This window comes from Synechococcus sp. RS9902 (assembly GCF_014279635.1).
Classification (GTDB): Bacteria; Cyanobacteriota; Cyanobacteriia; order PCC-6307; family Cyanobiaceae; genus Parasynechococcus.
Map to the genome: position 1 here is coordinate 804,909 of NZ_CP047949.1, position 24,196 is coordinate 829,104.

The 24,196-nt window shown below is 63.2% G+C and carries 27 protein-coding genes; 14 read left to right on the forward strand and 13 right to left on the reverse strand.

From position 1 onward, the window contains the following. The first annotated feature begins 9 nt into the window (after positions 1 to 9). Positions 10 to 1,110, forward strand: a complete 1,101-nt coding sequence (gene queA / locus SynRS9902_RS04175) for a tRNA preQ1(34) S-adenosylmethionine ribosyltransferase-isomerase QueA (protein ID WP_186510086.1) — start codon at positions 10 to 12, stop codon at positions 1,108 to 1,110. A 74-nt stretch (positions 1,111 to 1,184) separates the two neighbouring features. Here the strand turns inward: queA and cysK are convergent, their stop codons facing one another. From cysK to psbD, 5 genes are all read right to left on the reverse strand, one after another. Then, positions 1,185 to 2,171 (reverse strand): cysteine synthase A, encoded by a 987-nt coding sequence (cysK, locus tag SynRS9902_RS04180; RefSeq protein WP_186510087.1) that lies wholly within the window; start codon positions 2,169 to 2,171, stop codon positions 1,185 to 1,187. Positions 2,172 to 2,265: 94 nt separating this feature from the next. After that, entirely contained in the window at positions 2,266 to 3,723 is a 1,458-nt protein-coding gene (locus tag SynRS9902_RS04185) for a PLP-dependent transferase (protein ID WP_186510088.1), read from the reverse strand. After that, positions 3,720 to 4,862, reverse strand: a complete 1,143-nt coding sequence (locus SynRS9902_RS04190) for a PLP-dependent aspartate aminotransferase family protein (RefSeq protein WP_186510089.1) — start codon at positions 4,860 to 4,862, stop codon at positions 3,720 to 3,722. Before SynRS9902_RS04190 ends, SynRS9902_RS04185 begins: the two co-directional genes overlap by 4 nt. A gap of 109 nt (positions 4,863 to 4,971) precedes the next feature. Continuing rightward, positions 4,972 to 6,360 (reverse strand): photosystem II reaction center protein CP43, encoded by a 1,389-nt coding sequence (psbC, locus tag SynRS9902_RS04195; RefSeq protein WP_011364942.1) that lies wholly within the window; start codon positions 6,358 to 6,360, stop codon positions 4,972 to 4,974. Further along, complete coding sequence (gene psbD / locus SynRS9902_RS04200) at positions 6,344 to 7,399, reverse strand: photosystem II D2 protein (photosystem q(a) protein) (RefSeq protein ID WP_006851499.1); 1,056 nt, start codon at positions 7,397 to 7,399, stop codon at positions 6,344 to 6,346. Before psbD ends, psbC begins: the two co-directional genes overlap by 17 nt. Before the next feature lie 188 nt (positions 7,400 to 7,587). Between psbD and SynRS9902_RS04205 the strand changes: the two genes are divergently transcribed. After that, the gene (locus tag SynRS9902_RS04205; RefSeq protein WP_115009215.1) at positions 7,588 to 8,124 is read left to right on the forward strand and encodes a photosystem I assembly protein Ycf4; all 537 of its coding nucleotides are present in this window, start codon (positions 7,588 to 7,590) and stop codon (positions 8,122 to 8,124) included. Between the two features lie 4 nt (positions 8,125 to 8,128). Then, the gene (locus SynRS9902_RS04210) at positions 8,129 to 8,800 is read left to right on the forward strand and encodes a peptidylprolyl isomerase (protein ID WP_186510090.1); all 672 of its coding nucleotides are present in this window, start codon (positions 8,129 to 8,131) and stop codon (positions 8,798 to 8,800) included. Position 8,801: 1 nt separating this feature from the next. Here the strand turns inward: SynRS9902_RS04210 and ilvN are convergent, their stop codons facing one another. Both ilvN and SynRS9902_RS04220 read right to left on the reverse strand, forming a co-directional pair. Next, entirely contained in the window at positions 8,802 to 9,332 is a 531-nt protein-coding gene (gene ilvN / locus SynRS9902_RS04215; RefSeq protein WP_011364939.1) for an acetolactate synthase small subunit, read from the reverse strand. Then, the gene (locus tag SynRS9902_RS04220) at positions 9,304 to 10,269 is read right to left on the reverse strand and encodes an alpha/beta fold hydrolase (protein ID WP_186510091.1); all 966 of its coding nucleotides are present in this window, start codon (positions 10,267 to 10,269) and stop codon (positions 9,304 to 9,306) included. Before SynRS9902_RS04220 ends, ilvN begins: the two co-directional genes overlap by 29 nt. A gap of 37 nt (positions 10,270 to 10,306) precedes the next feature. On the opposite strand from SynRS9902_RS04220, the gene SynRS9902_RS04225 reads away from it, so the two are divergent. From SynRS9902_RS04225 to SynRS9902_RS04245, 5 genes are read left to right on the forward strand one after another with little or no spacing between them, the layout of a single operon-like run. Next, positions 10,307 to 11,437, forward strand: a complete 1,131-nt coding sequence (locus SynRS9902_RS04225) for a N2,N2-dimethylguanosine tRNA methyltransferase (RefSeq protein WP_255446200.1) — start codon at positions 10,307 to 10,309, stop codon at positions 11,435 to 11,437. A gap of 28 nt (positions 11,438 to 11,465) precedes the next feature. Further along, the gene (gene petM, locus SynRS9902_RS04230; protein ID WP_011364936.1) at positions 11,466 to 11,567 is read left to right on the forward strand and encodes a cytochrome b6-f complex subunit PetM; all 102 of its coding nucleotides are present in this window, start codon (positions 11,466 to 11,468) and stop codon (positions 11,565 to 11,567) included. A 56-nt stretch (positions 11,568 to 11,623) separates the two neighbouring features. Beyond that, entirely contained in the window at positions 11,624 to 12,586 is a 963-nt protein-coding gene (locus SynRS9902_RS04235; RefSeq protein ID WP_186510515.1) for an NAD(P)H-binding protein, read from the forward strand. Positions 12,587 to 12,639: 53 nt separating this feature from the next. After that, complete coding sequence (locus SynRS9902_RS04240; protein WP_114988609.1) at positions 12,640 to 12,855, forward strand: hypothetical protein; 216 nt, start codon at positions 12,640 to 12,642, stop codon at positions 12,853 to 12,855. Next, complete coding sequence (locus SynRS9902_RS04245) at positions 12,855 to 13,682, forward strand: methyltransferase domain-containing protein (RefSeq protein ID WP_186510092.1); 828 nt, start codon at positions 12,855 to 12,857, stop codon at positions 13,680 to 13,682. The genes SynRS9902_RS04240 and SynRS9902_RS04245 overlap by 1 nt, the downstream gene beginning before the upstream one ends. Here the strand turns inward: SynRS9902_RS04245 and SynRS9902_RS04250 are convergent. Continuing rightward, positions 13,615 to 14,277, reverse strand: a complete 663-nt coding sequence (locus tag SynRS9902_RS04250) for a pseudouridine synthase (protein ID WP_255446201.1) — start codon at positions 14,275 to 14,277, stop codon at positions 13,615 to 13,617. The two genes, SynRS9902_RS04245 and SynRS9902_RS04250, sit on opposite strands and share 68 nt — an antisense overlap. A gap of 201 nt (positions 14,278 to 14,478) precedes the next feature. Between SynRS9902_RS04250 and infA the strand changes: the two genes are divergently transcribed. Then, a complete protein-coding gene (gene infA, locus SynRS9902_RS04255; RefSeq protein WP_006041809.1) occupies positions 14,479 to 14,748 on the forward strand; it encodes a translation initiation factor IF-1 in 270 nt (89 codons plus the stop codon). Positions 14,749 to 14,773: 25 nt separating this feature from the next. Here infA and trxB read toward each other — a convergent pair whose 3' ends face one another. From trxB to SynRS9902_RS04270, 3 genes are all read right to left on the reverse strand, one after another. Beyond that, entirely contained in the window at positions 14,774 to 16,156 is a 1,383-nt protein-coding gene (gene trxB, locus SynRS9902_RS04260; RefSeq protein ID WP_186510094.1) for a thioredoxin-disulfide reductase, read from the reverse strand. 107 nt (positions 16,157 to 16,263) lie between these two features. After that, entirely contained in the window at positions 16,264 to 16,512 is a 249-nt protein-coding gene (locus SynRS9902_RS04265) for a hypothetical protein (RefSeq protein ID WP_186493679.1), read from the reverse strand. A 96-nt stretch (positions 16,513 to 16,608) separates the two neighbouring features. After that, positions 16,609 to 17,964, reverse strand: a complete 1,356-nt coding sequence (locus SynRS9902_RS04270; protein WP_370586334.1) for a DEAD/DEAH box helicase — start codon at positions 17,962 to 17,964, stop codon at positions 16,609 to 16,611. A 144-nt stretch (positions 17,965 to 18,108) separates the two neighbouring features. On the opposite strand from SynRS9902_RS04270, the gene SynRS9902_RS04275 reads away from it, so the two are divergent. Then, complete coding sequence (locus SynRS9902_RS04275) at positions 18,109 to 18,342, forward strand: hypothetical protein (protein WP_186510690.1); 234 nt, start codon at positions 18,109 to 18,111, stop codon at positions 18,340 to 18,342. Positions 18,343 to 18,390: 48 nt separating this feature from the next. Here SynRS9902_RS04275 and SynRS9902_RS04280 read toward each other — a convergent pair whose 3' ends face one another. Continuing rightward, positions 18,391 to 18,969, reverse strand: coding sequence for an EF-1 guanine nucleotide exchange domain-containing protein (locus SynRS9902_RS04280; protein ID WP_115008613.1), 579 nt, complete (start codon positions 18,967 to 18,969; stop codon positions 18,391 to 18,393). A 125-nt stretch (positions 18,970 to 19,094) separates the two neighbouring features. Here SynRS9902_RS04280 and SynRS9902_RS04285 point away from each other — a divergent pair, with 125 nt between their 5' ends. Genes SynRS9902_RS04285 through SynRS9902_RS04300 form a run of 4 tightly spaced genes read left to right on the forward strand, consistent with a single transcriptional unit; the run spans position 19,095 to position 22,982 of the window. Beyond that, entirely contained in the window at positions 19,095 to 20,234 is a 1,140-nt protein-coding gene (locus SynRS9902_RS04285; RefSeq protein WP_255445630.1) for a Re/Si-specific NAD(P)(+) transhydrogenase subunit alpha, read from the forward strand. Next, positions 20,234 to 20,530, forward strand: a complete 297-nt coding sequence (locus SynRS9902_RS04290; RefSeq protein WP_011364925.1) for an NAD(P) transhydrogenase subunit alpha — start codon at positions 20,234 to 20,236, stop codon at positions 20,528 to 20,530. Before SynRS9902_RS04285 ends, SynRS9902_RS04290 begins: the two co-directional genes overlap by 1 nt. Beyond that, a complete protein-coding gene (locus SynRS9902_RS04295; protein ID WP_186510095.1) occupies positions 20,530 to 21,951 on the forward strand; it encodes an NAD(P)(+) transhydrogenase (Re/Si-specific) subunit beta in 1,422 nt (473 codons plus the stop codon). Before SynRS9902_RS04290 ends, SynRS9902_RS04295 begins: the two co-directional genes overlap by 1 nt. Next, positions 21,951 to 22,982, forward strand: a complete 1,032-nt coding sequence (locus tag SynRS9902_RS04300) for an alpha/beta fold hydrolase (protein WP_186510096.1) — start codon at positions 21,951 to 21,953, stop codon at positions 22,980 to 22,982. The genes SynRS9902_RS04295 and SynRS9902_RS04300 overlap by 1 nt, the downstream gene beginning before the upstream one ends. A gap of 35 nt (positions 22,983 to 23,017) precedes the next feature. Here SynRS9902_RS04300 and SynRS9902_RS04305 read toward each other — a convergent pair whose 3' ends face one another. Next, positions 23,018 to 24,163: a fatty acid desaturase gene (locus SynRS9902_RS04305; RefSeq protein WP_186510097.1), complete on the reverse strand. Its 1,146-nt coding sequence runs from the start codon at positions 24,161 to 24,163 to the stop codon at positions 23,018 to 23,020. Positions 24,164 to 24,196: the final 33 nt, after the last annotated feature.

Consider the following 24,196-nt stretch of genomic DNA (forward strand, 5'->3'; position numbering starts at 1 on the left):
GTCGCCCGCGTGCCTGACCCCAGGGACCTGCAACTCAGCAGCTACGACTACCCGCTTCCGCCTGAGCGCATCGCTCAGGCACCGGTTGAGCCCCGCCACAGCGCTCGCTTGTTGATGGTTCCCCCCCAGGGGGAGCCATCAATGGATGCTGCTCACGGCCAGGTGTGGGATCTGCTCGAGCAGCTGCAGCCTGGTGATCTGCTGGTGGTGAACGACACCCGGGTGTTGAAGGCCCGCCTGGCGGTGCGTCGTTCCGGGGGCGGACTGTCTGAGTTGCTGGTGCTGGAGCCGCGGGGGGAGGGCCGCTGGCTTTGCCTTGCCCGTCCTGCCAAGCGCATGCGGCCCGGCGACAGCCTCACGATTGATGGCACTTCGATCAGCCTGACGGTGCTTGCAGAAGACCCCGCCAGTGGTGGACGGGTGGTGCAGTTCCCCAGTGATTGCAGGGATGCCGAAACCATTGAGGGTTTGCTCAATGACGTGGGCGAGGTGCCTCTACCGCCCTACATCGAACGGCACGACCCCAGCGACAGCCAGCGCTATCAGACCCGTTACGCCGACCGCCCCGGTGCGGTGGCCGCCCCGACGGCGGGGTTGCATTTCAGTGATGAACTGCTGGCGGGCTTGCAGAAGAAAGGGGTGGATCTGGCCCGGATCACCCTGCATGTGGGCCTCGGCACCTTTCGCCCCGTTGAAACGGAAGACCTCACCGCCTTGGAGTTGCACAGTGAATGGGTGGATGTCAGCCCTGCTGTGGTGGAGTCGGTGCAGGCTTGTCGAGGCCGGGTGGTTGCGGTGGGCACCACGAGTGTTCGTGCCCTGGAGGGGGCCGCTCAAGCCCATGGCGGTGTTCTCAAGCCCTACACCGGGCCGGTGGATCTGGTGATTCAGCCGGGCTATCAGTTCAAGGTGATTCAAGCCCTGCTCACCAACTTTCATCTGCCCAAAAGTTCTCTGCTGCTCTTGGTGAGTGCCCTGATTGGCCGGGAAACCCTGTTGAAGCTCTACGCCGAAGCGATTGAAAGGAGCTATCGCTTCTTCTCCTATGGCGATGCCATGTGGATTGATGCAGCGGCGGTGCAGCCCCAGGCCCGCCCATCACCACGCTGAGGCTTGAACGGTCACGGTGAGGCCATAAAAAAAGCCCCGTCAATGACGGGGCCAAGGCTTCTGGTGGAGCCAGCTCAGACAGCCACCGGTTGCTCGATGATGCCGGTCGGCACTTCAGCAAACATCACCGAGGAGAGGTAACGCTCGGCCAGGTCGGGCAGCACCACCACGATGGTTTTGCCGGCGTACTCATTTTTCTCGGCCAGACGAATAGCGGCTGCAGCGGCGGCACCGCAGGAGATGCCCACCAGCAGGCCTTCCTCCTGGGCCAGGCGTAGGGCCATGGCAACGGACTCCTCGTTGGTCACCTGCTCCACCTTGTCGACCACGGAGAGGTCGAGGTTCTGGGGGATGAAGCCAGCGCCGATGCCCTGGATTTTGTGGGGACCGGGTTTGACGGCTTCACCGTTCATGGTCTGGGTGATCACCGGGCTGTTGGTCGGTTCAACGGCCACGGATTCGATCGCCTTGCCCGCTTCATTTTTGATGTAGCGGGAGACGCCGGTGATGGTGCCACCGGTGCCGACGCCGGCCACGAGCACGTCAATGGCGCCATCGCAGTCGTTCCAGATTTCAGGACCGGTGGTCTTGAAGTGGATTTCGGGGTTGGCGGGATTGTCGAACTGGCCAGGCATGAAGTACTTGGCCGGATCGCTTTCAGCGATTTCCTTGGCTTTGGCGATAGCACCGGGCATGCCTTTGGCGGCCTCGGTGAGGATCAGTTCAGCCCCGAGAACGGCCATGACCCGACGCCGCTCGATCGACATCGACTCGGGCATCGTCAGGATCAGCTTGTAACCCCGGGCTGCGGCCGTGAAGGCCAGAGCGATGCCGGTGTTGCCGGATGTGGGCTCAACAATCACCTTGCCCTTGGTGAGCTTTCCGCTCTTTTCTGCGTCCCAGATCATGTTGGCGCCGATCCGGCACTTGACGCTGTAGGCGGGGTTGCGCCCCTCAACCTTGGCCAGCACAGTGGCCTTGCAGTTTTTGGTGACGTTGTTCAGCTTGACCAGCGGGGTGTTGCCGATGGCCTGGCTGTTGTCGTCGTAAATGCGGGACATGGAGCTGCTGTAGAGGGGGCCCGAAGAAAACAAACTAATGATCAAAAGCCTCTCCTCACCCAGTTGTTAAGGGCTTTTTCAGAGTCTCACCGGTCTATTGGTCAGCAAACGCTTGCTCAAATCGCATCCACAGCGCCTCGGGGTCTTCCAGGCCGACGGACACCCGGAGCAGATCAGCCGGCACGCCGCATTGCTCTGCCCAGCTCAGTTCGTCGTAGTGGGCCAGCTGGGTGTAAGGGCACACCAGGCTGAAATCGGTGCCAAGGCTGGGGCCTTTGCTGATCCGAAGTGCGTCGTAAACCCGCTGCGAATGCTCTTGGCCTCCCTTCAGTTCAAAGGAGAGCAGGCAGCCGTGGCCAGCTCCGCTGCGCATCAAGGCGCGGAAGTTGGAGCAGCTCTTCGGATGCAGCACCCGCTTCACGGCCGGATGGGCTTCGAGCCTTTCCGCCAGAAGCAGGGCGTTCGCATCGAGTTGCGGCACCCGCTGAAGCACATCCCGGCTGGCGATCTCCAGGGCGATGGCATCGGCATCGCTGAGCGGGGCGATGGCTGGAACCGCCGCCAGCAGGGAGGCTGCCCAGGGCGACTGCGGGCTCACCAGCACACTGCCCGCCATCACATCACCGCGGCCGGCGAAGCTCTTGGTGAGTGAGGTGAAAATCAGATCGGCATAAGGCAGGGCATTGAGGTTGATGCCGGTGCCGATCGTGTCATCGGCAATCAGTGGAATCCCGCGGCTGCGGGCCAGGGCCGACACGCCCGGCAGATCCATGCAGCGCAGCAGCGGATTGCTGGGCAGCTCCACAATCACGGCCGCCGGCTGGAGCTGATCCAGGGCCGCTTCCACCTCGGCGAGGCTTTGCGGTTGCAACAGCTCGCCACCGTGAAACACCACCTGCGGCTGCTTCAGCACATCCACATAGGGGAAGCCCAGCTGCAGCGTGGGCTTCCCTGGCCGCAGCGTCTGGATGGCGCTGAGTGCCGCATACAGGCCGGCCATTCCCGCTGGATGCAGGCTGATCTGCTGGGCGTCGACGCCATGGATGCCAGCCAGGCGCTTTCGAATTCCCTCGCGGGCAGCGTCGCCGGATGTGCTGCTGGGGGCCGTCTCCTTCCCTAGGGCGATGGCGGCCTGACGGGAGGAGAGGCCCAGGCCGGTGTGCTGCCAGAACGCTTTGGCATGGGGGCTCGCCGCTGCATCACTGCGCAGGCAGGTCACCCCAGCAATGGCGATCAGCTCCGAGCGGCTCTCCGGTGCCTTGCGTTGGCAGTGGGCCAGGGCTGCCTGGGCTGCCGCCTCGGTGGGATAGGGCCAGACCGTGGTGCCTGCAAGTTCCGAAGGCTGAACCAGTTGTCGGATCAGCGGATGCAGGCCGAAGCGGGGATAGATCGTCTGCAGGGCATCGCGGCAGGCCGGATCCTTCTCCTCGTAGGCGACCACATCGCGCCAGCGCGGCAGCGCCACAGACACCGCATGGGGGGAGTCGGGTAAGGGATGGCCGAGATCAGAGCCCTGCCAGGCCGGATCGTTGAGCAGATTGCGGGGACTCACGCCAGCAGCTCCAGGGCCTGGTCCAGATCGGCCTGCAGATCGGCGAGGTCTTCGCAGCCCACCGAGAAGCGCACCAGGCCATCGTCGATGCCCAGCTTGGCCTTCACCTCGGCGGATACCGCCGCGTGGGTCATGGTGGCGGGGTGACAAATCAGGCTTTCGATGCCGCCAAGGCTTTCGGCCATGGTGAACCAGCGCAGTTGTTTGCAGAGGGCATAGGTCTGCTCCTGGCTGGCGTTGAAGCTCACCGTCACGATCGCGCCACCGGCACGCATCTGACGGGTTGCCACCTGATGCTGGGGGTGATCACTGCGGTGGGGGTAACGCACCCAGTTCACCTTGGCGTGCCCCGCCAGCTGATCGGCCAGCGCTGCGGCATTGGCCATCTGCTGCTTGAGCCGCAGCGGCAGGGTCTTGATGCCCCGCGTGATCAGCCAGCAATCAAAGGGGGAGGGCTGCAGCCCCAGGGCCTTCTGGGAGAACACCATCTTCTGGTGCCACTCGGGATCGTTGGTGCACACGGCTCCCCCGAGGGCATCGGAGTGGCCGTTGATGTACTTGGTTGTGCTGGTAAGTGAGAGGGTGGCGCCCAGCTCCAGGGGGCGCTGCACCAGGGCGGTGGCGAAGGTGTTGTCCACCACCACGGGGATGCCGAGGGGTTGGGTGATGGCGCAGACCGCTTCCAGGTCGATCACCTTGAGCAGAGGGTTGGTCGGGCTCTCCAGCCACACCATCGCCGGCTTCTGGGCTTGGATCTGCTCCAGTGCGGCCGGCTGGGTGAAGTCCACCCACGCGGTTTTCAGGCCGAACTTGGCAAACACCTGCTCGAACAGCCTCACGGTGCAGCCGTAGAGGTTCTCTTCGCAGAGCACCAGATCGCCCTGCTTCAGCTGGGAGACCACGGCGGTGATGGCGCTGACGCCGGAGGCGAAGACGGTGGCGTGGGCGCAACCTTCAACCGAAGCGAGCACCCCATCAAGGATGCGGAAGTTGGGGTTGCCGGAACGGGTGTAATCAAATCCGCCAGCGTTGCCATGGGCAAAGGTGCTGGTGGGGAAGATCGGCGGCATCACCGTGCCGGTGTCTCCCGCAAAGCTGTCGCCGTGGTGGATCACCCGGGTGTTCAGGCCTGTGTTCACGGACGATCCATCGATTCGGACAGGCTAAGAAATCGCCTCTCCCATCCCAATAAAAAACCCCCGCCGTATGGCGAGGGTTGATGACGATCGTTTGGGTTGAACCGGTGGATCAATCGAGGTCGGGCATGCCGAGCACAGGCTCAGCCTTGCGGTCGATGCCTTTCTCGAAGCCAGCAGCAGCAGCGCGAGCGCGGCCGGCGTGCCAGAGGTGACCAACCAGGAAGAAGAAGGCGAGCACGAACTGCGTTGCACCCAGCCACTGGCGGAGGTTCACGTAGTTCACCGAGTTGGGCTCGGTGATGATGCCGCCCACGGAGTTGATCGAGGCGTTGGGAGCGTGGGTCATGTACTCAGCCGCACGGCGCACTTGCCAGGGCTGAATGTCGTTCTGCAGCTTGTCGAGGCTGAGACCGTTGGGGCCACGCAGGGGCTCCAACCAGGGACCACGGAAGTCCCAGAAGCGCATGGTTTCACCGCCGAAGATGATTTCACCGGTGGGTGAGCGCATCAGGTACTTACCAAGGCCGGTGGGGCCCATGGCGGAACCGATGTTGGCGCCAAGGCGCTGGTCACGCACCAGGAAGGTGAAGCTCTGAGCCTGGGATGCCTCAGCGTTGGTGGGGCCCCAGAACTCGGAGGGATAAGCGGTGTTGTTGAACCAGATGTAGGCCGAAGCGATGAAGCTCATGAAGCTCAGAGCGCCAAGGCTGTAGCTCAGGTAGGCCTCACCGTTCCAGATGAATGCGCGACGCACCCAGCCGAAAGGCTTGGTGATGGCGTGCCAGATGCCACCGAAGATCAGGGTCAGACCCAGCCAGATGTGGCCACCGATGATGTCTTCCATGGAGTTCACACCGATGATCCAGCCCTCGCCACCGAAGGGAGCGCGGAACAGGTAACCGAAGATCACGCCCGGATCGAGGGTCGGGTTAGTGATCATGCGGACGTCACCGCCGCCGGGGGCCCAGGTGTCATAGACGCCGCCGAAGAACATGGCCTTGAAGACCAGCAGCAGGCAGCCGACGCCCAGAAGGATGAGGTGATAACCGATGATGTTAGTCATCTGATTCTTGTCACGCCAGTCCTGGGAGAAGAAGGAGGAATAGTTCTCCAGGATCTCCGGACCACGCAGGGCGTGATAAAGGCCGCCGAGGCCGAGCACGGCGGAGCTGATCAGGTGCAGGACACCGACCACGAAAAAGGGGAAGAGATCAGTGACCTCACCGCCGGGGCCCACGCCGTAGCCAAGGGTGGCGACGTGGGGCATGCAGATGAAGCCCTGCTCGTACATGGGCTTGTCGAAGGTGAAGTGGCTCACCTCGAACAGCATCATTGCGCCGGCCCAGAAGACCATCAGACCAGCGTGGGCCACGTGGGCACCAAGCAGACGGCCGGACAGGTTGATCAGGCGGGCGTTGCCGGACCACCAGGCATACCCGGTGGAGGGAAGGTCTTTGCCGCCAGTGGCGCCAAGACCGGGATTAGAGAGCGTTACCACGGGGCAGAACCTCTTCAGGGAAGACGAAGTTTTCGTGCGGCTGGTCAGCCGGTGCCATCCAGGCACGCAGACCTTCATTCAGAAGGATGTTCTTGGTGTAGAAGGTCTCGAATTCGGGATCTTCTGCAGCTCGGATTTCCTGTGACACGAAGTCATAGGCGCGCAGGTTGAGGGCCAGGCCGATGATGCCGATGGAGCTGGTCCACAGGCCCATCACAGGCACGAACAACATGAAGAAGTGCAGCCAGCGCTTGTTGGAGAAGGCGATACCGAAGATCTGACTCCAGAAGCGGTTGGCGGTGACCATGGAATAGGTCTCTTCTTCCTGGGTGGGCTCGAACGCCTTGAAGGTGTTGGCCTGCTCACCGTCCTCAAACAGGGTGTTTTCCACGGTGGCGCCGTGAATGGCGCAGAGGAGTGCACCGCCGAGGATGCCGGCGACGCCCATCATGTGGAAGGGGTTCAGGGTCCAGTTGTGGAAGCCCTGGAGGAAGAGGAGGAAGCGGAAGATCGCAGCCACACCGAAGGAGGGCGCGAAGAACCAGCTGCTCTGGCCGAGGGGGTACATCAGGAAGACGCTGACGAACACCGCAATCGGACCGGAGAAGGCGATGGCGTTGTAAGGGCGGATGCCCACCAGACGAGCGATTTCGAACTGACGGAGCATGAAGCCGATCAGTGCGAAGGCGCCGTGCAGGGCCACGAAGGCCCAGAGGCCGCCGAGCTGACACCAGCGAACGAAGTCGCCCTGGGCTTCAGGGCCCCAGAGCAGCAGCAGGCTGTGACCCATCGCATCAGCGGGGGTGGACACAGCGGCGGTCAGGAAGTTGCAACCTTCCAAGTACGAGGAGGCAATGCCGTGGGTGTACCAGGAGGTGACAAAGGTGGTGCCTGTCAGCCAGCCACCGATGGCCAGGTAGGCCGTTGGGAGAAGAAGGATGCCGGACCAGCCGACAAAAACGAAGCGGTCGCGCTTGAGCCAGTCATCGAGGACGTCAAACCATCCCCGCTGTGGCGCGCGTCCTACAGCGATCGTCATGAGAGGTGAACGGTGCGGAAAGCCGCAGGCTGTGGGATACGCCGCGACCTTAACAATCTTCACGCGACCTGCGGGGCTGATTTGCGTGAGCTGAAACGCCCTGTATCGCTCTGTTTCTTAGGGATTTTTTCCTATTTCGTCGTCGGGGCCTTTCTGCGGTCACAATGGCGCTTCGTTCTGGCTGGGTCATGTCCGCAGCAGTGCTCGAGCAACCCGTGCTCGGCTCCCGTCGTCTGTCGAATTTTCTGGTGGCTTCGGCCGTCACGATTGGGGGCGTGGGCTTCCTTCTGGCTTCGCTCTCGAGCTACCTCGGTCGCGACCTGCTCCCCTTGGGGCACCCCGCTGCGCTGGTGTTCGTGCCCCAGGGACTGGTGATGGGCTTGTACAGCCTGGCTGCGGCGTTGCTGGCCACCTACCTCTGGTATGTGATCGCCGTGAACGTTGGCGGCGGCAGCAATCGCTTCGATAAAGATGCCGGCGTGGTGACCATCAGCCGTCGTGGTTTCCGCAAACCCGTTCTGGTGGAAATTCCGCTTAAAGACGTCAAGGCGGTGAAGGTGGAGGTTCGCGATGGCTTCAATGCGCGTCGCCGCGTCGCCCTGAGAATCCAGGGACGCCGTGACATGCCGCTCACCCGCGTTGGAGAACCGCTTCCTCTGGCTCAGTTGGAGAAGGACGGTGCTGAACTGGCCCGCTTCCTTGGCGTCAACCTTGAGGGCCTTTGATCCGATGCGTCGTCTTCGTTCCTGGGCGCTGCTGCTGCTCATCCCGTTGTTGGTGAGTTGCAGCCCTTCCCCGCGCGCTTCGGTGGTGACCGGTTGTGCTGATGCTCAGGCGGCCTGCCTGCAGGGCCTGGCCACCGTCACCATGCAGACGAGCCAGGGCGAGTTCACGATTGAAGTGAACGGCGATGCCGCTCCCCTCACCTCCGGCAATTTCATCGATCTTGTGCGGCGCGGCACCTACGACGGCACCATGTTCCACCGCGTTGTTCGCGAGCCCGTTCCCTTTGTTGTTCAGGGGGGCGATCCGCAATCCAGTGATCGATCAGTTCCCCTGGGGCAGCTCGGTACCGGCAGTTTTGTCGATCCCGACAACGGCCAGGCGCGGATGATCCCGCTTGAGATCAAGTTCCGATCCGAGCCGCAGCCCCGCTACAGCAGGGTCAGCACCAATCCGGCAGAACTTGATGGCCTGGAGTTGACCCATGAGCGTGGCGCGGTGGCCATGGCCCGCTCCCAGGCTCCTGACTCCGCCAGCGCCCAGTTCTATGTGGCCTTGCGTCCCTTGCCGGAACTCGACGGTCGTTACGCCGTCTTCGGCCGTGTGGTGGATGGCATGGAGGTGGTGGATGCGATCCAGCAAGGAGATCGCATCACCAAGGCTGCGATCACGCAGTAACTCAGGCCGGCACCCGGCTTTGGCTGGGTGACACCTTGAGCATTTCGGTGTTCACGCCTGAGGCCCGCTCCAGGGCCACCTTGCCGGTGCGGGCGATCTCGAGAATGCCGAAGGGGGCCATCAACCGTTCAAGGGCCACCAGCTTTCCGGGATCCCCCACCACTTCCAGGGTCAAGGCTTCATCGGCCACGTCCACAACCTTGGCCCTGAACACCTGAACGAGTTCGATCACGGCGCCCCGGGATGCTGCCGGTGCTGAGACTTTGAGCAGCATCAGCTCCCGTTCCACGGCCGGGCGCTGGGTCAGGTCGAGCACCTGAAGCACATTCACCAGCTTGTCCAGCTGTTTGGTCATCTGCTGGAGCGTCTGGTCGTCGCCCTCAACAACCATCGTCAGGCGCGATTGCCCTTCGGCCTCCGCTGGGCCGACAGCCAGGCTGTCGATGTTGAAGCCGCGTCGGGCGAAGAGTCCTGCGATCCGGCTGAGTGCGCCGGATTCGTCTTCAACCACCACCGAAAGGGTGTGTTTCATCGCCGCTGGTCGTCCCCTGCCGGTCTGGTCCTCCCAAGTTACGGTCCAGCCAGGGCAACAACACAGCCAGGAAGCGATCAGGCGCTTCGTCATGGGGGCAGTGGCCGCAGCGATCCAGCACCCTCAGCTCGAGTTCTGGGTGGCTGGCGGCCACGGATTCCCCGATGGCCAGGGGCACAAACCGATCCTGACGGCCCCAGATCAGCAGCATGGGCACCCGCAGTTGCTCGAGCAGGGCTGGGGCGGTGGCGCCTCGGGGACGGTTGGCCATGCCCAGGCTCATGCCCCGCAGGGCCCGGGCTGCTGTAGGGCGCCGGGCCGGACGGGCGATCAGCTGCAGCAGCTCCGGGTCGGATTGGATTGACTGCCAGTAGGCCCCCTGAAGTCCGGCTTTGAGCAGGCCCGTGCGCACGATCAAGGGCACCACAAGTTCAAGCGGGAGCACGTGCAGCACTAGGGCGAGCAGGCGCCGTTGCCAACGCCGCCGCCAGGGCGCCCGTCGTTTCGGCAACGGTTGAATCAGGGCAGGGTCCGGCAGGGGCGCGGCGACCACCGCCCGCACCCGTTTCGGCGCCAGCACCGCCGCGGTGAGTGCGGTCAGACCCCCCAGGGAATTGCCGATCACCACTGCTGGCTCTTGCACCACCTGATCGAGGAAGGCGCACACCTGTAGGGCCCAGAGCCGGTTGTCCATCGGCCGCGCCGGCTGGGCGGATTGGCCGAAACCCAGCAGATCCAGGCTGTAGACCCGCCAGCCCTGGTCAGCCAGGCGCGGCGCGCAGTGGCGCCAGTGTCCGCTGGCGGCGCCGAACCCGTGCAACAGCAGCAGGGCAGGGCTCCCTTCAGGGCCGCTGACCCGCCAGTGGCAGGGCCAGCCCCTCCACTGCCAGGTGCTCTGGACACCCCACTCGGCAGTCTGGACAGCAGCAGGCGGCACCCTTCTGACCTCAACCGATCATCACTATCGCGAAGGTTTGGCTGAGCTCAGCCTTGGCCCAGGCTTTTTCAGGCCTGAGTCGCGTCCGGCCCGGGACCTTTCGGTGTTGCTGGCCCGTCACCAGAGCCTCAACGCCACGCGGCCCCTGCGCTGGCTGGATCTCATGGCCGGTTGCGGGATCAGGGCCCTGCGCTGGGGGTTGGAGGCGCTGGCCAACCCGGCCGTTGAAACGGAGCTCTGGATCAACGATGGGGATCCCGACCGGCTGCCGCTGATCCAGGCCAATGCGGCGGGACTCGGGTGTTCAAACCGGCTCACGGCTGAGGCTGCAGACCTGCTGCTGCACCGCTCGATTGTTGAGCGCCACTGGTTCGATTTCATCGACCTTGATGCCTTTGGTGCTCCTGGGCCTCTGATTCAACCTGCCCTTCAGTCTCTGCGCTTCGAGGGCGTGTTGTTTCTGGCCTCCACGGATGGTCGCTCCCCCACCGGCCACGACCGGCCAGGCGCCATCAGAACCCTTGGGGCTGCCGCTCGAGCCCATCCCTCCAGCTGGGAAATGGCCCTGCGGCAGCAGATCGGGCTGGTGGCGCGGCAGGCCTGGATGCTGGGCCGCGGACTGCAGCCGCTGTTCAGCTTCAGTGAAGGCCGCACCTTTCGCCTCGCCCTGCGCCTGCGGCGTCAGATCCCTGCGGGCGATGAACAGAAGCTGGGGCTGGTGGCCCGTTGCGAACGCTGCGGAGCCCAGCGGGTGCAGCCCCTGCTCAAGCTCAGCGGTTGGCCCGCCTGTGATTGCGTGGCTGGGCGGGGGCGCTGGAGCATCAGCGGCCCGCTGTGGATCGGTCCTTTGCAGGAGCCGCAGTTGTTGCAGCAGCTGATTGCCGAGGCTCAACAGCTGGGGCGTCAGCAGATCAGCCCTGCCACCCTTCGATTGATGCAGCGCCTGCAGGCGGATCCCGGTGATCGCCCCACGGTTTGGCCCACTGATGAGCTGGCTCGACGGCTGGGCAGCGGTGGACCACCAGCTCTGGGGCCATTGGTGCAGGCGCTCCAGGCGGCGGGCTATCGCGCCAGTGCCAGTGGCGTCATGCCGGGCCAGGTGCGAACTGATGCGGAATTACCGCAGCTGTTACAGATCTGCGCCAGCCTGCGGGGGGAAGGGATTTAAATGGGCGGGTGATCGCTTTGCCCAGACCATGGCTGCTGAGATTTTTGGAACTGCTGCGATCTTCTGGGTATTGATTCCCGTCGGCCTCGCTGGTGGTGCTCTGCTCCTGAAACTGCAGGGCGACGACTGAAGCAGTCGCTTTGGTACTGGGGCCATTAAGCTCCACCCTTCGTGATGAAGGCGCCGATGCAAGTGCTTGTGGTGGGTGGCACCGGCACCCTGGGACGACAGGTCGCCCGTCGTGCCCTTGACGCCGGCCACCAGGTGCGCTGCATGGTGCGGACCCCTCGCAAGGCTGCCTTTCTGCAGGAATGGGGTTGTGAGCTGACCCGGGGTGACCTGTTGGAGCCCGACAGCCTCGATTACGCCCTTGAGGGCATGGATGCCGTAATCGATGCATCCACCAGTCGCCCCAACGACCCCCGCAGCATTTACGAAACGGATTGGGACGGGAAGCTCAATTTGCTTCGTGCCTGTGAGCGCGCAGAGGTGAAGCGTTTTGTCTTTCTCTCACTGCTGGGTGCGCATCAGCACCGGCAGGTTCCCTTGATGGACATCAAGGCCTGCACCGAGAAGCTGCTGGAGTCGTCTGATTTCGACTACACGATCCTGCAAGGTGCCGCCTTCATGCAGGGGGTGATCAGTCAGTTCGCCATTCCCGTTCTGGAGAGCCAGACCGTGTGGGTCAGTGGCAGCCCCACGGCCATTGCCTACATGAATACCCAGGACATGGCCCGCTTCGCCGTCGCGGCGCTCGAGCGAGAGGAAACCGTGCGTGGCACCTACCCCGTTGTTGGCCCCAAGGCCTGGAACACCGGCGAACTGGTTCAGCTCTGTGAACGTTGCAGTGGCAAGACAGCCCGCGTGTTTCGTGTGCAGCCATTCCTGATGAACCTGATGCAGGGGGTGGCGTCCTTCTTTGAACCCGCCGTCAATGTGGCGGAGCGTTTGGCTTTTGCTGAGGTCACCGGCAGCGGTCAGACCCTGGATGCCCCCATGCAGAACAGCTACGCCGCCTTCGGTCTTGAGGCCTCGGAGACCACGGACATGGAGGGCTACATCGGCGAGTACTACGACACGATCCTGAAGCGCCTGCGCGAGATGGAAGCTGATCTCGACAAGGACGCGAAGAAAAAGCTGCCCTTCTGAACCTTGATCACTCTTGGTTCTTTTGTACTATCGCCTCAATTGATCCTGTTCTGATGGCTGTCGCTCAGCTCAAAAATCTGCAGCGGCGTCTGCAGTTGTTGTCCGATGAGGCGGAACAAGGCCTCAACCGCGTCTGTGGCCATGAGCTGTGGAAGTCGGTGGGCCCCGATGCGGTGGATGGTGTGGAGGACCCCGATCGACGGGCTGAGGCCAACTACTGGTACGGCCAGTGGAATGTGGTGCGTGAGCTGCAGGAGGCAATCGGCTGATGGCGGAACCGTGTTGTTCGTCCCCAGTGCCCCAGTCGCTGGACCAAACCCAGGCTGTGGAAGCGCGTTATGGGGCTGCTGCCCAAGAGCAGGAAGCCTGCCTTTGCACCCCGGTCGGCTTCGACCCTGCCCTGCTCAAGGTGATTCCTGATGCTGTCGTTGAACGGGATTACGGCTGTGGTGACCCCACCCGCTGGGTGAAGCAGGGGGATCGCGTGCTCGACCTGGGCAGCGGCAGCGGCAAAAACGCCTTCATCTGCAGCCAAATTGTCGGTGCATCCGGTCGCGTAACCGGTGTGGACCGCAACGCCGACATGCTGGCCTTGTCGCGTCAAGCGATCCCGGTTGTTGCTTCAGCCGTGGGCTTCGACAACGTCCGTTTTGTTGATGGGGCCATCGAAGCCCTGGATGCCCCCACGGCCACGGGTGAACCTCTCATCGCTGACGGTTCGATCGATGTGGTGCTGAGCAACTGTGTGCTCAACCTGGTGAACCCATCAGCACGCGACAGGCTCCTGGCCAACATTCGCCGGGTCCTGGCCCCCGGTGGTCGCGTTGCCATCAGCGACATTGTTTGCGATCAGGTGGTGCCCCTGCATTTGCAGCAGGACCCTGATCTCTGGAGTGGCTGCATCAGCGGCGCCTGGCAGGAGCAGGCCTTCCTCGAGGACTTCGAAGCTCTTGGTTTTGAGCAGGTTCGCTACGCCGATCGCAGTGAGCAGCCCTGGCGTGTGGTGGAGGGCATTGAATTCCGGGCGGTCACCCTCGTCGGTTCCCTCCCCTCCGATGTCCTCCCCGCTGAGCACCAGCGCTCGAGCTGCTGTTGATCAGGCGGTTGAGCCGTTCCTGTTCAGCTGCAGTCACCACTCGCCAACTGCCGGGTTGAAGGCCCGTGAGGTCCAGTGGTGGTCCGTTGTCCATCAGATCGATGCAGCAGCGCACCAGACGCAACGTCGGCAGGCCAACAGCCGCCGTCATCCGGCGCACCTGCCGGTTGCGCCCCTCGGTGAGGGACAGCTGCAACCAACTGCTGGGAATCGCAGCGCGATAACGAATCGGAGGTGTTCGTTCGGCCAACTGCGGTTGGTCTTGGCCCTGAAGCCAGCGCGCCTTGGCTGGCAAGGTCCGGCGCCCCTGAATCACAACCCCATCGCAGAGCTGTTGCAGTTGATTGGCGTTGGGCATTCCTTCCACCTGGGCCCAGTAGCTGCGCCAATGGCCAAAGCGAGGGTCGGTGATGCGCTGTTGCAGACGGCCGTTGCTGGTGAGGATCAGCAGCCCCTCGCTGTCGGCATCGAGCCGGCCCGCGGCATACACCTGGGGCACATCAACAAAGTCGCTCAGGCAACGCCAGCGGCTTCCTTCCTCCGGCGTGAATTGACTCAAAACCCCGTAGGGCTTGTTCAGCAGCAGCGTCGTCAAGTCAGCTTGCGTTTTCCCGCATCCTCCACAGGTTGACCACGCCAATGGAGATCAACAGCAGGCCGAGATCCAGGCTCAACGGGGGGAGAATCACGGCAGGGGGATGTGTGTCGGCGTTGGAGCCTAAGGGCTGTGTTGTCTCTGCGGGGTGCAAGTGGCCTTCTAAACTGGCTGGAGCAAGACTGAACTGGCCACCAGCGCATGATCGAAACCTCGGGCGTGATCGAGAAGGAACAGGGCAACGGGTTCTATCTGGTCACCCTCGAGCAGCCTGCTGGCCACCAATGCCTCTGCAGAGCCGCTGGAAAGCTCACCAAGTTCCGGATCAAATTGCTCGCGGGTGACAAGGTGCTGGTGGAGATCAGCCCCTACGACCTCACCCGCGGCCGCATCACCTACCGCGAGCGCAATGCCGGTGCTCCTGGCGGTCGTCCCGGCGGTAACCGCCCCGGCGGACCGCGCCGCCGCTGAGGGCCGTCGCTTAGGGCTGTCGCCCTCAGGCGGCAGCCTGAAGGCAAGCTTCAATCGCAGCTTTGAATTCACTGCGCTGTTTCACGCCGCGCCACTGCTTCACCATGGCCTTGTTGTGGAACAGTTGCACCGTGGGCGTGCCGTTCACTCCGGCCTGTTCAGCGATCTCCTGATCGGCTTCGATGTCGATCACAACGGCTTGGGCGGATCCATCCAGTTCTTGAATCACTCGCTGCAACTGGGGTTTCAGCACGTGGCAAGGGCCGCAGCTCGGTGAGGTGTAAATCACCAGCAGCGGCTTGGCGCTGTCGTGATACAGCTTGCGCAGGGCAAAACTTCCTTTCTGCCACAGCCCTTGGGGGTCGTAGGTGGCTTCCGTGGTCACATCCACATTCACCGGGCGTTCCGCCACCGCTGGCTCCACCTGCTCACGCTGCATCCGGGTAGCCAGGTTGTGGTGACTCAGCCAGCGCTCCGCTGCCAAGGCCGCCTTGCAGCCGCTGCCAGCTGCGGTGATGCCCTGTCGCCATTCGGCATCGGCCACATCGCCGGCCGCGAAAACGCCTTCCATGGACGTTTCCGGTCGTCCGGGTTGCGTTGTCAGGTAACCCTTGTCGTCCAGATCGATTTGCCCCTGAAGCAGATCGGTGTTGGGGGTGTGGCCGATGGCATAAAAGAGCCCCTTAACGGCGATGGTGGATGAACTGGCCTCGATGCGATTGCGCAGGGTCATCGACTGCATCCAGTCGTCCCCGCTTACGTCCTCGATTTCGCTGTTCCAGTGCACCGTGATCGCGTCGTTGGCCAACACCCGATCAGCCATGGCGGCACTGGCGCGGAGTTTGTCGGAGCGCACCACCAGATGCACATGGCTTCCGTACTTGGTGAGGTACACCGCTTCCTCGCAGGCGGAGTCGCCGCCGCCCACCACGGCGAGTTCTTCATTGCGGAACTGCGGTGTGGCGCCGTCACAGATCGCACAGGCGCTGATGCCTTTGCTCCAGAAGGTTTGCTCTGAGGGAAGTTGGAGGCGGTTGGCACTGGCGCCGGTGGCGATCACCAGGGCGTGGGTGCGGATGGTCTGCCCCTCGACCTCAATGCGGTAGGGCTTGGAGCTCAGATCAATGCTGTCGGCATCTGCTTCCAGCAGGTGGGTGCCCCAACGCACCGCCTGGGATTTCATCAGGTCCATCAGGTCGGGCCCGAGCACACCATCAGGGAAGCCCGGAAAATTTTCCACATGGGTGGTGGTCATAAGCTGGCCTCCGGGGATGCCACCGCGTTGGAACCCAGTGATCAGCAGCGGTTGGAGGTTGGCCCGTGCTGCGTAGATGGCGGCTGTATACCCGGCTGGCCCTGACCCAACAATGACCAGGTTTTCGATGTGATCCGTACCGGCTTGACCCACCGCTTAAGCGAACTGACTATGAGTAAAATCTAAATCCCTGCTGGAAGCTGGCGTGAGCAAGGGCTGGGAAATGAATGAATGAGGTTTAGAAGAACTTAAGGAAGCCTTCAGATTTCAACTTGTGAGTCGTTGGAGCTGGGGTCGTGAATCGGACGCCGTTTGCTCGGGTTGCGCGGGACCGCCAAAACATTGGCCTCAAGCATCTCCACGTTTTCGCCGATGCATGTGATCCATTCGCAGAATTCTTGCGTTATTGCATAACTGTCTTCATAGCGCTCTTCCTTGTCCAGGACTGCAATGCGCGTGGATGCCCAGCCCGTTGCAACGACGATCCGGCGTTCCATTGCGGCGTCCATGACTGTCTCCTCGATGTTGATCAGGTTGGCGGATCGGGGGTCCCTTTCGGCCGTCCATTTGCACAAATTCGCATTTTCCTCTGGCCAATGCTGTGCTCAGCGCTGCAAAAAAGCGGGTAATTCGGGCGTTTTCAGCCGGATCACAGCGCCGGCTCCGTCCTCCACTGCTTCCAGGGGAAGGCTCGGTCCGCGCCAGGCGCCAACCCCCGGCTGCTCGTCTTCGGCCACCTGCTCCTGAGGACGCAGCACGTAGGGCTCAGCCACAGACCATGAGCGGGCGTAGTCCATCAGCAGTGGGTCTGCTGGAGCAAACACGTAGGAGGCTTCCCTGGGAATGGCTTCACGGGCGGCCAGTTCCGGCGTCATCCGCACAGCCCGGGTGATGCCCTGCACAAAACGGCTCCGGGTCACCACGGTGGTCAGATAGGCCACCACCCGCAGACGTGGCGCATCAAAGCCCTCCGCGCACATGTCGATGCTCACCAGCCAATCGGCGTCACCGCTTTGGAAGGCGTTCAAGCGCTCCGTTGCTTGGGGGCTCTGGGAATGGATCAACTCCACCCGGTTGCCGTCGTCCATCAACACCCGGCTGATGGCTTCGGCATGGCTGATGTCGCGGGCGATGACAAGACCAGCAGCCTGCGGCTGTTGCTCAAGCAACTGGTTCAGCTTCTGCTGGGCGCGCAGCAGCACCTGCTGGCCAATGCTGCTGCTGTCGGCCAGGCGGATGGCGCGTCGCAGGTTGCGCGCGCGCCAGCTTTCCCGTTGCTCCGCCGAGAGGGGGGAAACGTCGCGGTCCGGGTGTCCTTCGCGGCTGTGTTCCACCCAGCCGTCCTGGAAACGGAACTCCAGGGGGCGCACATCCCCTGCGGCGATCAAGTCCCTGGGTTCAACGCAGAGATCCGGTCGGATCTGCTCAACCCAACCGCCGTCATCGAGCCGCACAAGCATGCGCCGGGCGGCGCAGAACGCCAGGTTGTCGGCACGAAAGGGGGTGCCCGTGAGCCCCAGGCGCAGCCGCACGCTGCCGGTCAGCTCCAGAAAGGTTTGCCCCCAGGCGGCGGCATCCAGCTCGTCGGGATCAACGCCGAGATGGTGGGCCTCATCGGCGATCGCCATGCAGGCGCTCAGGCCCCATTGCTCGAGCCGTGCCCCCAGAGCCTCGCGCTGGCGACCGGCCCCCTGATAGGTCACCAGCAAGCCATCAGCGTCTTGGCTTCGCTCCGGCGGGCAGGGCCACTCCTCCAGCCGCAAGCCAAGACGCGCTGCGGCGGATTTCCACTGATTGAGGATTGAGGTCCGGTGGCAGAAGACCAGGAAATGGTCCAGCCGGCCTTGATCGCGCATGGCGCGGAATCCCAGCAACGCCCCGAGGGTTTTGCCTGCCCCTGGGCCTGCAAACACCAGCAGGTCGCGGCTGCTGCCCTCGAGCTCGAGCCTGCGCCGCAGCAGCTGGATCAGCTGTTGCTGCCACTGCCTTGGTTGAACCTGGCGGGCTTGGGCCTCGTTCGTGGTCTGCCTGGCCGGGAGGTTGAAGCTGACGGCTGAGATATCACCTCCCGGGAAGATGAGTCTTTTTAACCATTCCTTTGCGCCGTGGCATCTCTACCGTCCGGCCATCAGCTCCATCGGGATCGGGTCCCGCCCATCGCCATGGCCCAGCGTCGTTTCTTCAGCAGCCCCCTCGATCAGCAGCGCGACCGGCTCGATGGCTGCTGGCAACTCGAATGCGACATCGATCCGTTGATTCTTCGGGCTCGCGTCCTGCACCGCCGCGGAGAGGTGAACGGGGCCGCCGGCCTCGAACAGGAAGTGCTGCCGATCGTCTGATCCGGCAGCACGTCTTGGATCATCAGCGCTTGCTTTAGAGCGCCTGCTTCAGAGCGCTTCGGCGTGGTTGACCACCAGGTGCTCCACTTCCTTCAAGGCCTCCTCCGAGGCGGAGCGAGCTGCCGTGAAATCCCCCTTGGCGGTGTCCAGCAGCTGCTGAGCGAGCCGATCCAGCAGCTCCTCTTTGTGCTCCTCAAGCATCGCCACGATCTCGGTCTCCACCAAGGTGCGCACCGCCTGAATGCGCAGGTCGTCGTTTTCGGCCTCCGCGAAGGTGCCCTGCACGAGTTCCTGGATGAACAGGCGGTGCACTTCGCTGCTGCGCAGGAAGCTTTCCGTGGCGTTGATCATCCCGTCCACCAGGGTGCGATCGGGTTCGCTCTCACCGTCGTTGAGCTTGAACTCCCAGTCGAGATGGCGTCGCTGCCAGCCGGCCGTATGCAAGCTCGGCATCACACTTTGCGAAAAGGTGTCGACGGAGATTTCATAAATCCGCTCCGCCAGCCGTTCACACCAGTCCTTGCCGTGCAACTGGAGGGTGGACTGCATGGTTTCCCGTTCAACGGCATGGCCACCGTGGTGGCTGTGGCAGAGGCCATCGGGACACTCGATTGCGCTGAGACCCATGGGGAGCACAGAGGGTCCACTTCACGTAGCAAGAACGACAGAAGTTCTGTGCGTTCTTCAGGAAGTTTCCCCGATCTCGAGAAGGCGACCTTCTACCCTGTGCCGGGTCGGTGGTTGTGTTCGCCTTGCCCAGACTTCTTATACCGGTGGAGTCGACGCCGGGAGAAAACCGCGTCGCGGCAACACCGGACACGGTCAAGAAATTTGTTTCGTTGGGCTGCAGCGTCGCAGTCGAACGCGGAGCCGGTACCCCCTCCGGATACCTCGATGAGGCCTACGCCGAGCAGGGCGCGGATCTCATTGGGACGGGAGATTCGTCGGCGTGGAGTCAGGCCGACGTTCTCCTCTGTGTTCAGTCTCCGAGCGCAGCCACCCTGGCCCGCCTGCGCCAGGGAGCGCTGGTGGTGGGTCTGCTGTCCCCTTATGCCAACGAAGAGCTGACGGCCGCCCTGCAGCGCAGCGGGCTTTCAGCCATGGCGCTCGAGCTGCTGCCCCGGATCAGCCGGGCCCAGTCTGCTGATGCGCTCTCCTCCCAGGCCAACATCGCCGGATACAAGTCGGTGCTGCTGGCCTCCGCCGCGCTGGACCGTTACTTCCCGATGCTGATGACGGCGGCGGGCACCGTTCAGCCGGCCAAGGTGGTGATTCTTGGAGCCGGTGTGGCCGGCCTTCAGGCCGTGGCCACGGCGCGCCGTCTGGGTGCTGTGGTGTACGTCAGTGACATCAGACCTGCCGTGAAGGAGCAGGTGGAATCCCTCGGCGCCCGTTTCATTGAGCCCCCCGAAATGGAGGACAAGCCTTCAGAATCCGGTGGCTATGCCAAACAGGCCTCCGACGCCTTCCTGGCGGCCCAGCGTCAGCAGCTGTCGGATCAGCTGGCGGAGGCCGACGTGGCCATCTGCACCGCCCAGGTGCCCGGCCGCCGCGCTCCGCGTCTGATCAGCGAAGACATGCTCGATCGGATGCGCCCCGGCGCGGTGGTGGTGGATCTGGCCGTGGCCCAGGGCGGCAACTGTGCAGACACCGTTCCTGGCCAGACCGTGGATCGCAAGGGTGTGAAGCTGATCGGTGGTAATGACCTGCCCTGCAGCGTTCCCAATCACGCCAGTGCGCTTTACGCCCGCAACCTCGTGGCTCTGCTGGAGCCCACTTTGAAGGACGGCGTCCTCAGCCTTGATCCCGAGGATGAACTGATCGCCGGCTGTCTGATCGCCCAGGACGGCACCATCCGTCGAGGCGATGTCCTTACCCCAGGTGCCAACTGATGTTTGTTGAATTCCTCTGGGTTCTCCTGCTTGGCAGCCTGCTTGGGCTGGAGCTGATCGGCAAGGTTCCCCCCACCTTGCACACTCCCTTGATGAGTGGTGCCAATGCCATTTCCGGCATCACCGTGTTGGCAGCACTCACCGCCATCATCAAAGCCGGCGACAACACCGTGCTGTTGCTGCTCGGTTCCGTCTCGCTGGGCTTTGCCCTGTTCAACGTGATCGGGGGCTTCCTCGTGACCGATCGCATGCTGGCCATGTTCAGCCGCAAGCCTGCTCGCAAGGAGAACCGCTGATGTCTGACCTTCTCAAATACGCGATCGAGCTTGTTGCGGTTCTGCTGCTGGCTCTCGGCATCAAAGGTCTCTCCAAGGTGCGTTCCGCCAGGGGCGCCAACCAGCTGGCAGCCGTGGCGATGGGCCTTGCGGTGCTGGGTCTGCTGATCAACTACATCGGCACCAGCGGCATCAGCATCGCCGCCTGGACCTGGATCATCGCCGGAACGTTGGTGGGTGGTGTGCTCGGCGCCATCACCGCCCAGCGGGTGCCGATGACCTCCATGCCTGAGACGGTCGCCCTCTTCAACGGCTGCGGTGGCATGTCGTCACTGCTGGTGGCTCTGGCTGCGGCGCTTTACCCGACGGCCCTCGATGCGGCAGGCCCTGTGGCCGTGGTGTCGATCGTTGTCTCCGTGTTCGTGGGTGCGATCACCTTCACCGGCTCGATCGTGGCCATGGCCAAGCTGCAGGGTTGGCTGTCCACGCCGGCCTGGATGCAGAGCAAGGCGCGCCATGCCGTGAACATTGCGCTGGCGGTGGCATCCCTTGTGGGTGCCGTTGAGATGCTGCGCAACGCTGATTCGAGCACGGGCCTCTGGCTGCTGGTGGTGGCCTCCGGCCTGCTGGGGATCGGGGTGACGCTGCCGATCGGCGGCGCCGACATGCCCGTGGTGATCTCCCTGCTGAACAGCTATTCCGGCGTGGCTGCCGCTGCTGCCGGTTTCGTGGTGGGCAGCCAGCTGCTGATCGTGGCAGGCGCCATGGTTGGCGCTGCAGGCCTGATCCTCACCCAGGTGATGTGCAACGGCATGAACCGTTCCCTGGTGTCTGTGCTGTTCGGTGGCGCCCTGGGTGCCACGACCGCTGCAGGCGGTGGTGGCGGTGAATACACCAACATCACCAGCTGCAGTGTTGAGGAGTGCGCTCTCACCCTTGAGGCCGCTGAACGGGTGGTGATTGTTCCCGGCTATGGCTTGGCCGTGGCTCAGGCGCAACACACGCTCAGGGAAGTGACGCGGGTGCTGGAGAGCGCTGGTATCGACGTGGCCTATGCCATTCACCCGGTGGCCGGTCGTATGCCGGGTCACATGAACGTCCTCCTGGCTGAGGCCGATGTGCCCTACGAGCAGCTGCAGGAGATGGATCAGATCAATCCCGAGTTCCCCGCCACCGACGTGGTGTTGGTGCTGGGTGCCAATGATGTGGTCAATCCCCAGGCCAAGAACGACCCCAATTCGCCGCTCTACGGCATGCCCGTTCTGGATGTGCAGGACGCCCGCACGGTGTTCGTGGTGAAACGGGGCATGAGCGCTGGCTACTCCGGCATCAAAAACGATCTGTTCGAGCTGGCCAACACCTCGATGCTGTTCGGCGATGCCAAGAAGGTGCTCGGAGATCTCCTGGTGGAACTCAAGGATCTGGGCTTGGGCAAGAAGTGATGGGCCGCGGCGTGGATAACCCCCAGCTGCGGGAGCGGCTGGGGGTTCCGTCGTTTGAGCAGCGCTGGCCCTGGATCGGTGGCGACCTGCAAACCCTGCGCGACACCCTGCGCGAAGTGGATCTTCCCCACGATCAAGGGGTTCCGATTGAAATTCCCGTGCCAGCCCTGCCCAGTGGAGCGGCGGCTGCCGGGTCGCTGCTGGCCCTGCTCGATCAGCCGGAAGGGGACCCCAAGGGCTTGGTTTTGCTGCTCCATGGCCTGGGGGGATCCAGTTCCCGGGAGGGCCTGAGGCGGATGGGTGTGGCGCTCCAGGCCGCCGGTTTTGCGGTGCTGCGCCTCAACCTGCGCGGTGCTGATCCAGGCCGCCACCTTGCGGGTGGCACCTATGCAGCACGCTGCAACAGCGATCTGCTGCCGGTGATTGCGCGGGCCCGAAGCTTGGCGGCGGGTCGCCCACTGCTGGGGGCAGGCATCTCCCTGGGCGGCACGATGCTGCTCAATGCCGCTCTGGCTTCCCCCGGCATGCTTGATGGCCTCTTCTGTGCCAGCAGTCCCCTGGATCTGGCGGCCTGCAGCGCCTCGATCGAGCGACCGCGCAATCGGGTCTACCAACGCTGGCTGCTCAAGCGGTTGGTGCGTCAGACCCTGGCGGATCCCTTTGGGGTGAGCGCCGACGAGGAAGCCAAGCTGCAGGCGACGCCCCCTCGTTCGATTCGTGAGTTCGACAGTGCCGTGACGGCTCCCCGCTGGGGATTTGCGGATGTGGAGGCCTACTACCGCGAGGCTTCACCCCTGCAGCATCTGGTGCCCGCCTGCAAAGCGATGCCGCCCACCTTGCTGCTGCAGGCCCTGGATGATCCTTGGGTTCCTGCCTCGTCTGCAATGGATCTGGCAGAGGCGCTGCCTCCGGAGGCTGCGATTCACACCTTGTTCACGCCACGGGGAGGGCACAACGGCTTCCATGGCCGCGACGGCTGCTGGGGCGACCAGCTGGCGGCGGCCTGGCTCAGGGACGTTGTTGCTGGTTAAGCCGTGATCCCGAGATGTTGTGGGGCCCTCTCGCTTCAGTAGTAGAAGGCCCGATCGCTTGGGTTCTGGTACACAGCGCCACCACAGCGTGTGGCAATCCTCCACAGCGCTTTGTGGATCGGTGTTGAGTCGTAGCGCACCAGCTCAGGGAACCTCTGCCTCAGCAGTTGAGTTCCACGCCAGGCGTTGTAGTGCGGAATCGATGAATTCACGTGATGGCACACGTGGGTTGAGCCGATTCCATGGTGCAGCAGATTGAGGATGGGCCCGTAGGGACGATCAACCGTTTGCAGGGCTCCCTTCGACCAAGTCCAGGTTTCGTTGGAGAAGTGAGGGATGTCGGCGTTGGTGTGCTGCAGCCAGGTGTAGGTGGTCAGCCACATGTTGATCACCAGGTAGGGCAGGCCATAGACGCACAGCACACGGAGCAGGGAAAACTGCACGGAGGCGATGATCAACAGGGCAACCATGGCGAGCAATCCCAGGTTGGATCGCAGCATCCACTTGCCGAATGAATGCGGGAAAAGACGGCGTTTGCCGTTGAAATTGCGCTTGCGATTCCAGAAATGAGAGGTGGGGGAGTCGTAGTCCTCGCCGCCGGTGGCGCCCAGGAAGAGATAAAGCTGCCAGCCAATCACGAGGTGATTGAACAGAGAAATGATCCCGAAGACGGTGGGATTCAACCTCTGCTTGAGCTGTTCGGTGGTTCGCCCCATCGGTGACGTTGCCCGCGGCGGAACATGGGTTTCTCCCTGTTCCAGGTGATTGCAGTGGGCGTGGTGAACCGCGTGGCTGTGGGCCCAGCTGTAGTACGGCACAAGCAAAATGCTGTGGAGCACAAAGCCCACAACGCCTTCAATCCGGCGGTTGGGGTGGAAGGCGTGATGGCCGCATTCATGGGCGATCACCCAGCAGCCCATCGCGATGGTGCCGGTGATCACGCCGTAGAGGAGCCAGAGGGGGATGGCGGCTGCCGAGAGCGGAAGAAGGGTTCCCAGGCCGACGGCCAGAAGCGAAAGCCCAGCAGACATGGCCAGACTCGCCCAGGACTTCGCTGGGCTCAGCTTGGAGAGCTCTGCTGGTAAGGCGCTGAGCAGCTCAGCCTTGCTCGGGTAGGGGATTGATTCAGCGCTGTCTTCAGGGGCTGGATTTGCGGGTCGGGTCGCTGTTGCAAATGCCAAATGGAAGCCTCAAGACAAGCGCTCATCTGTTGG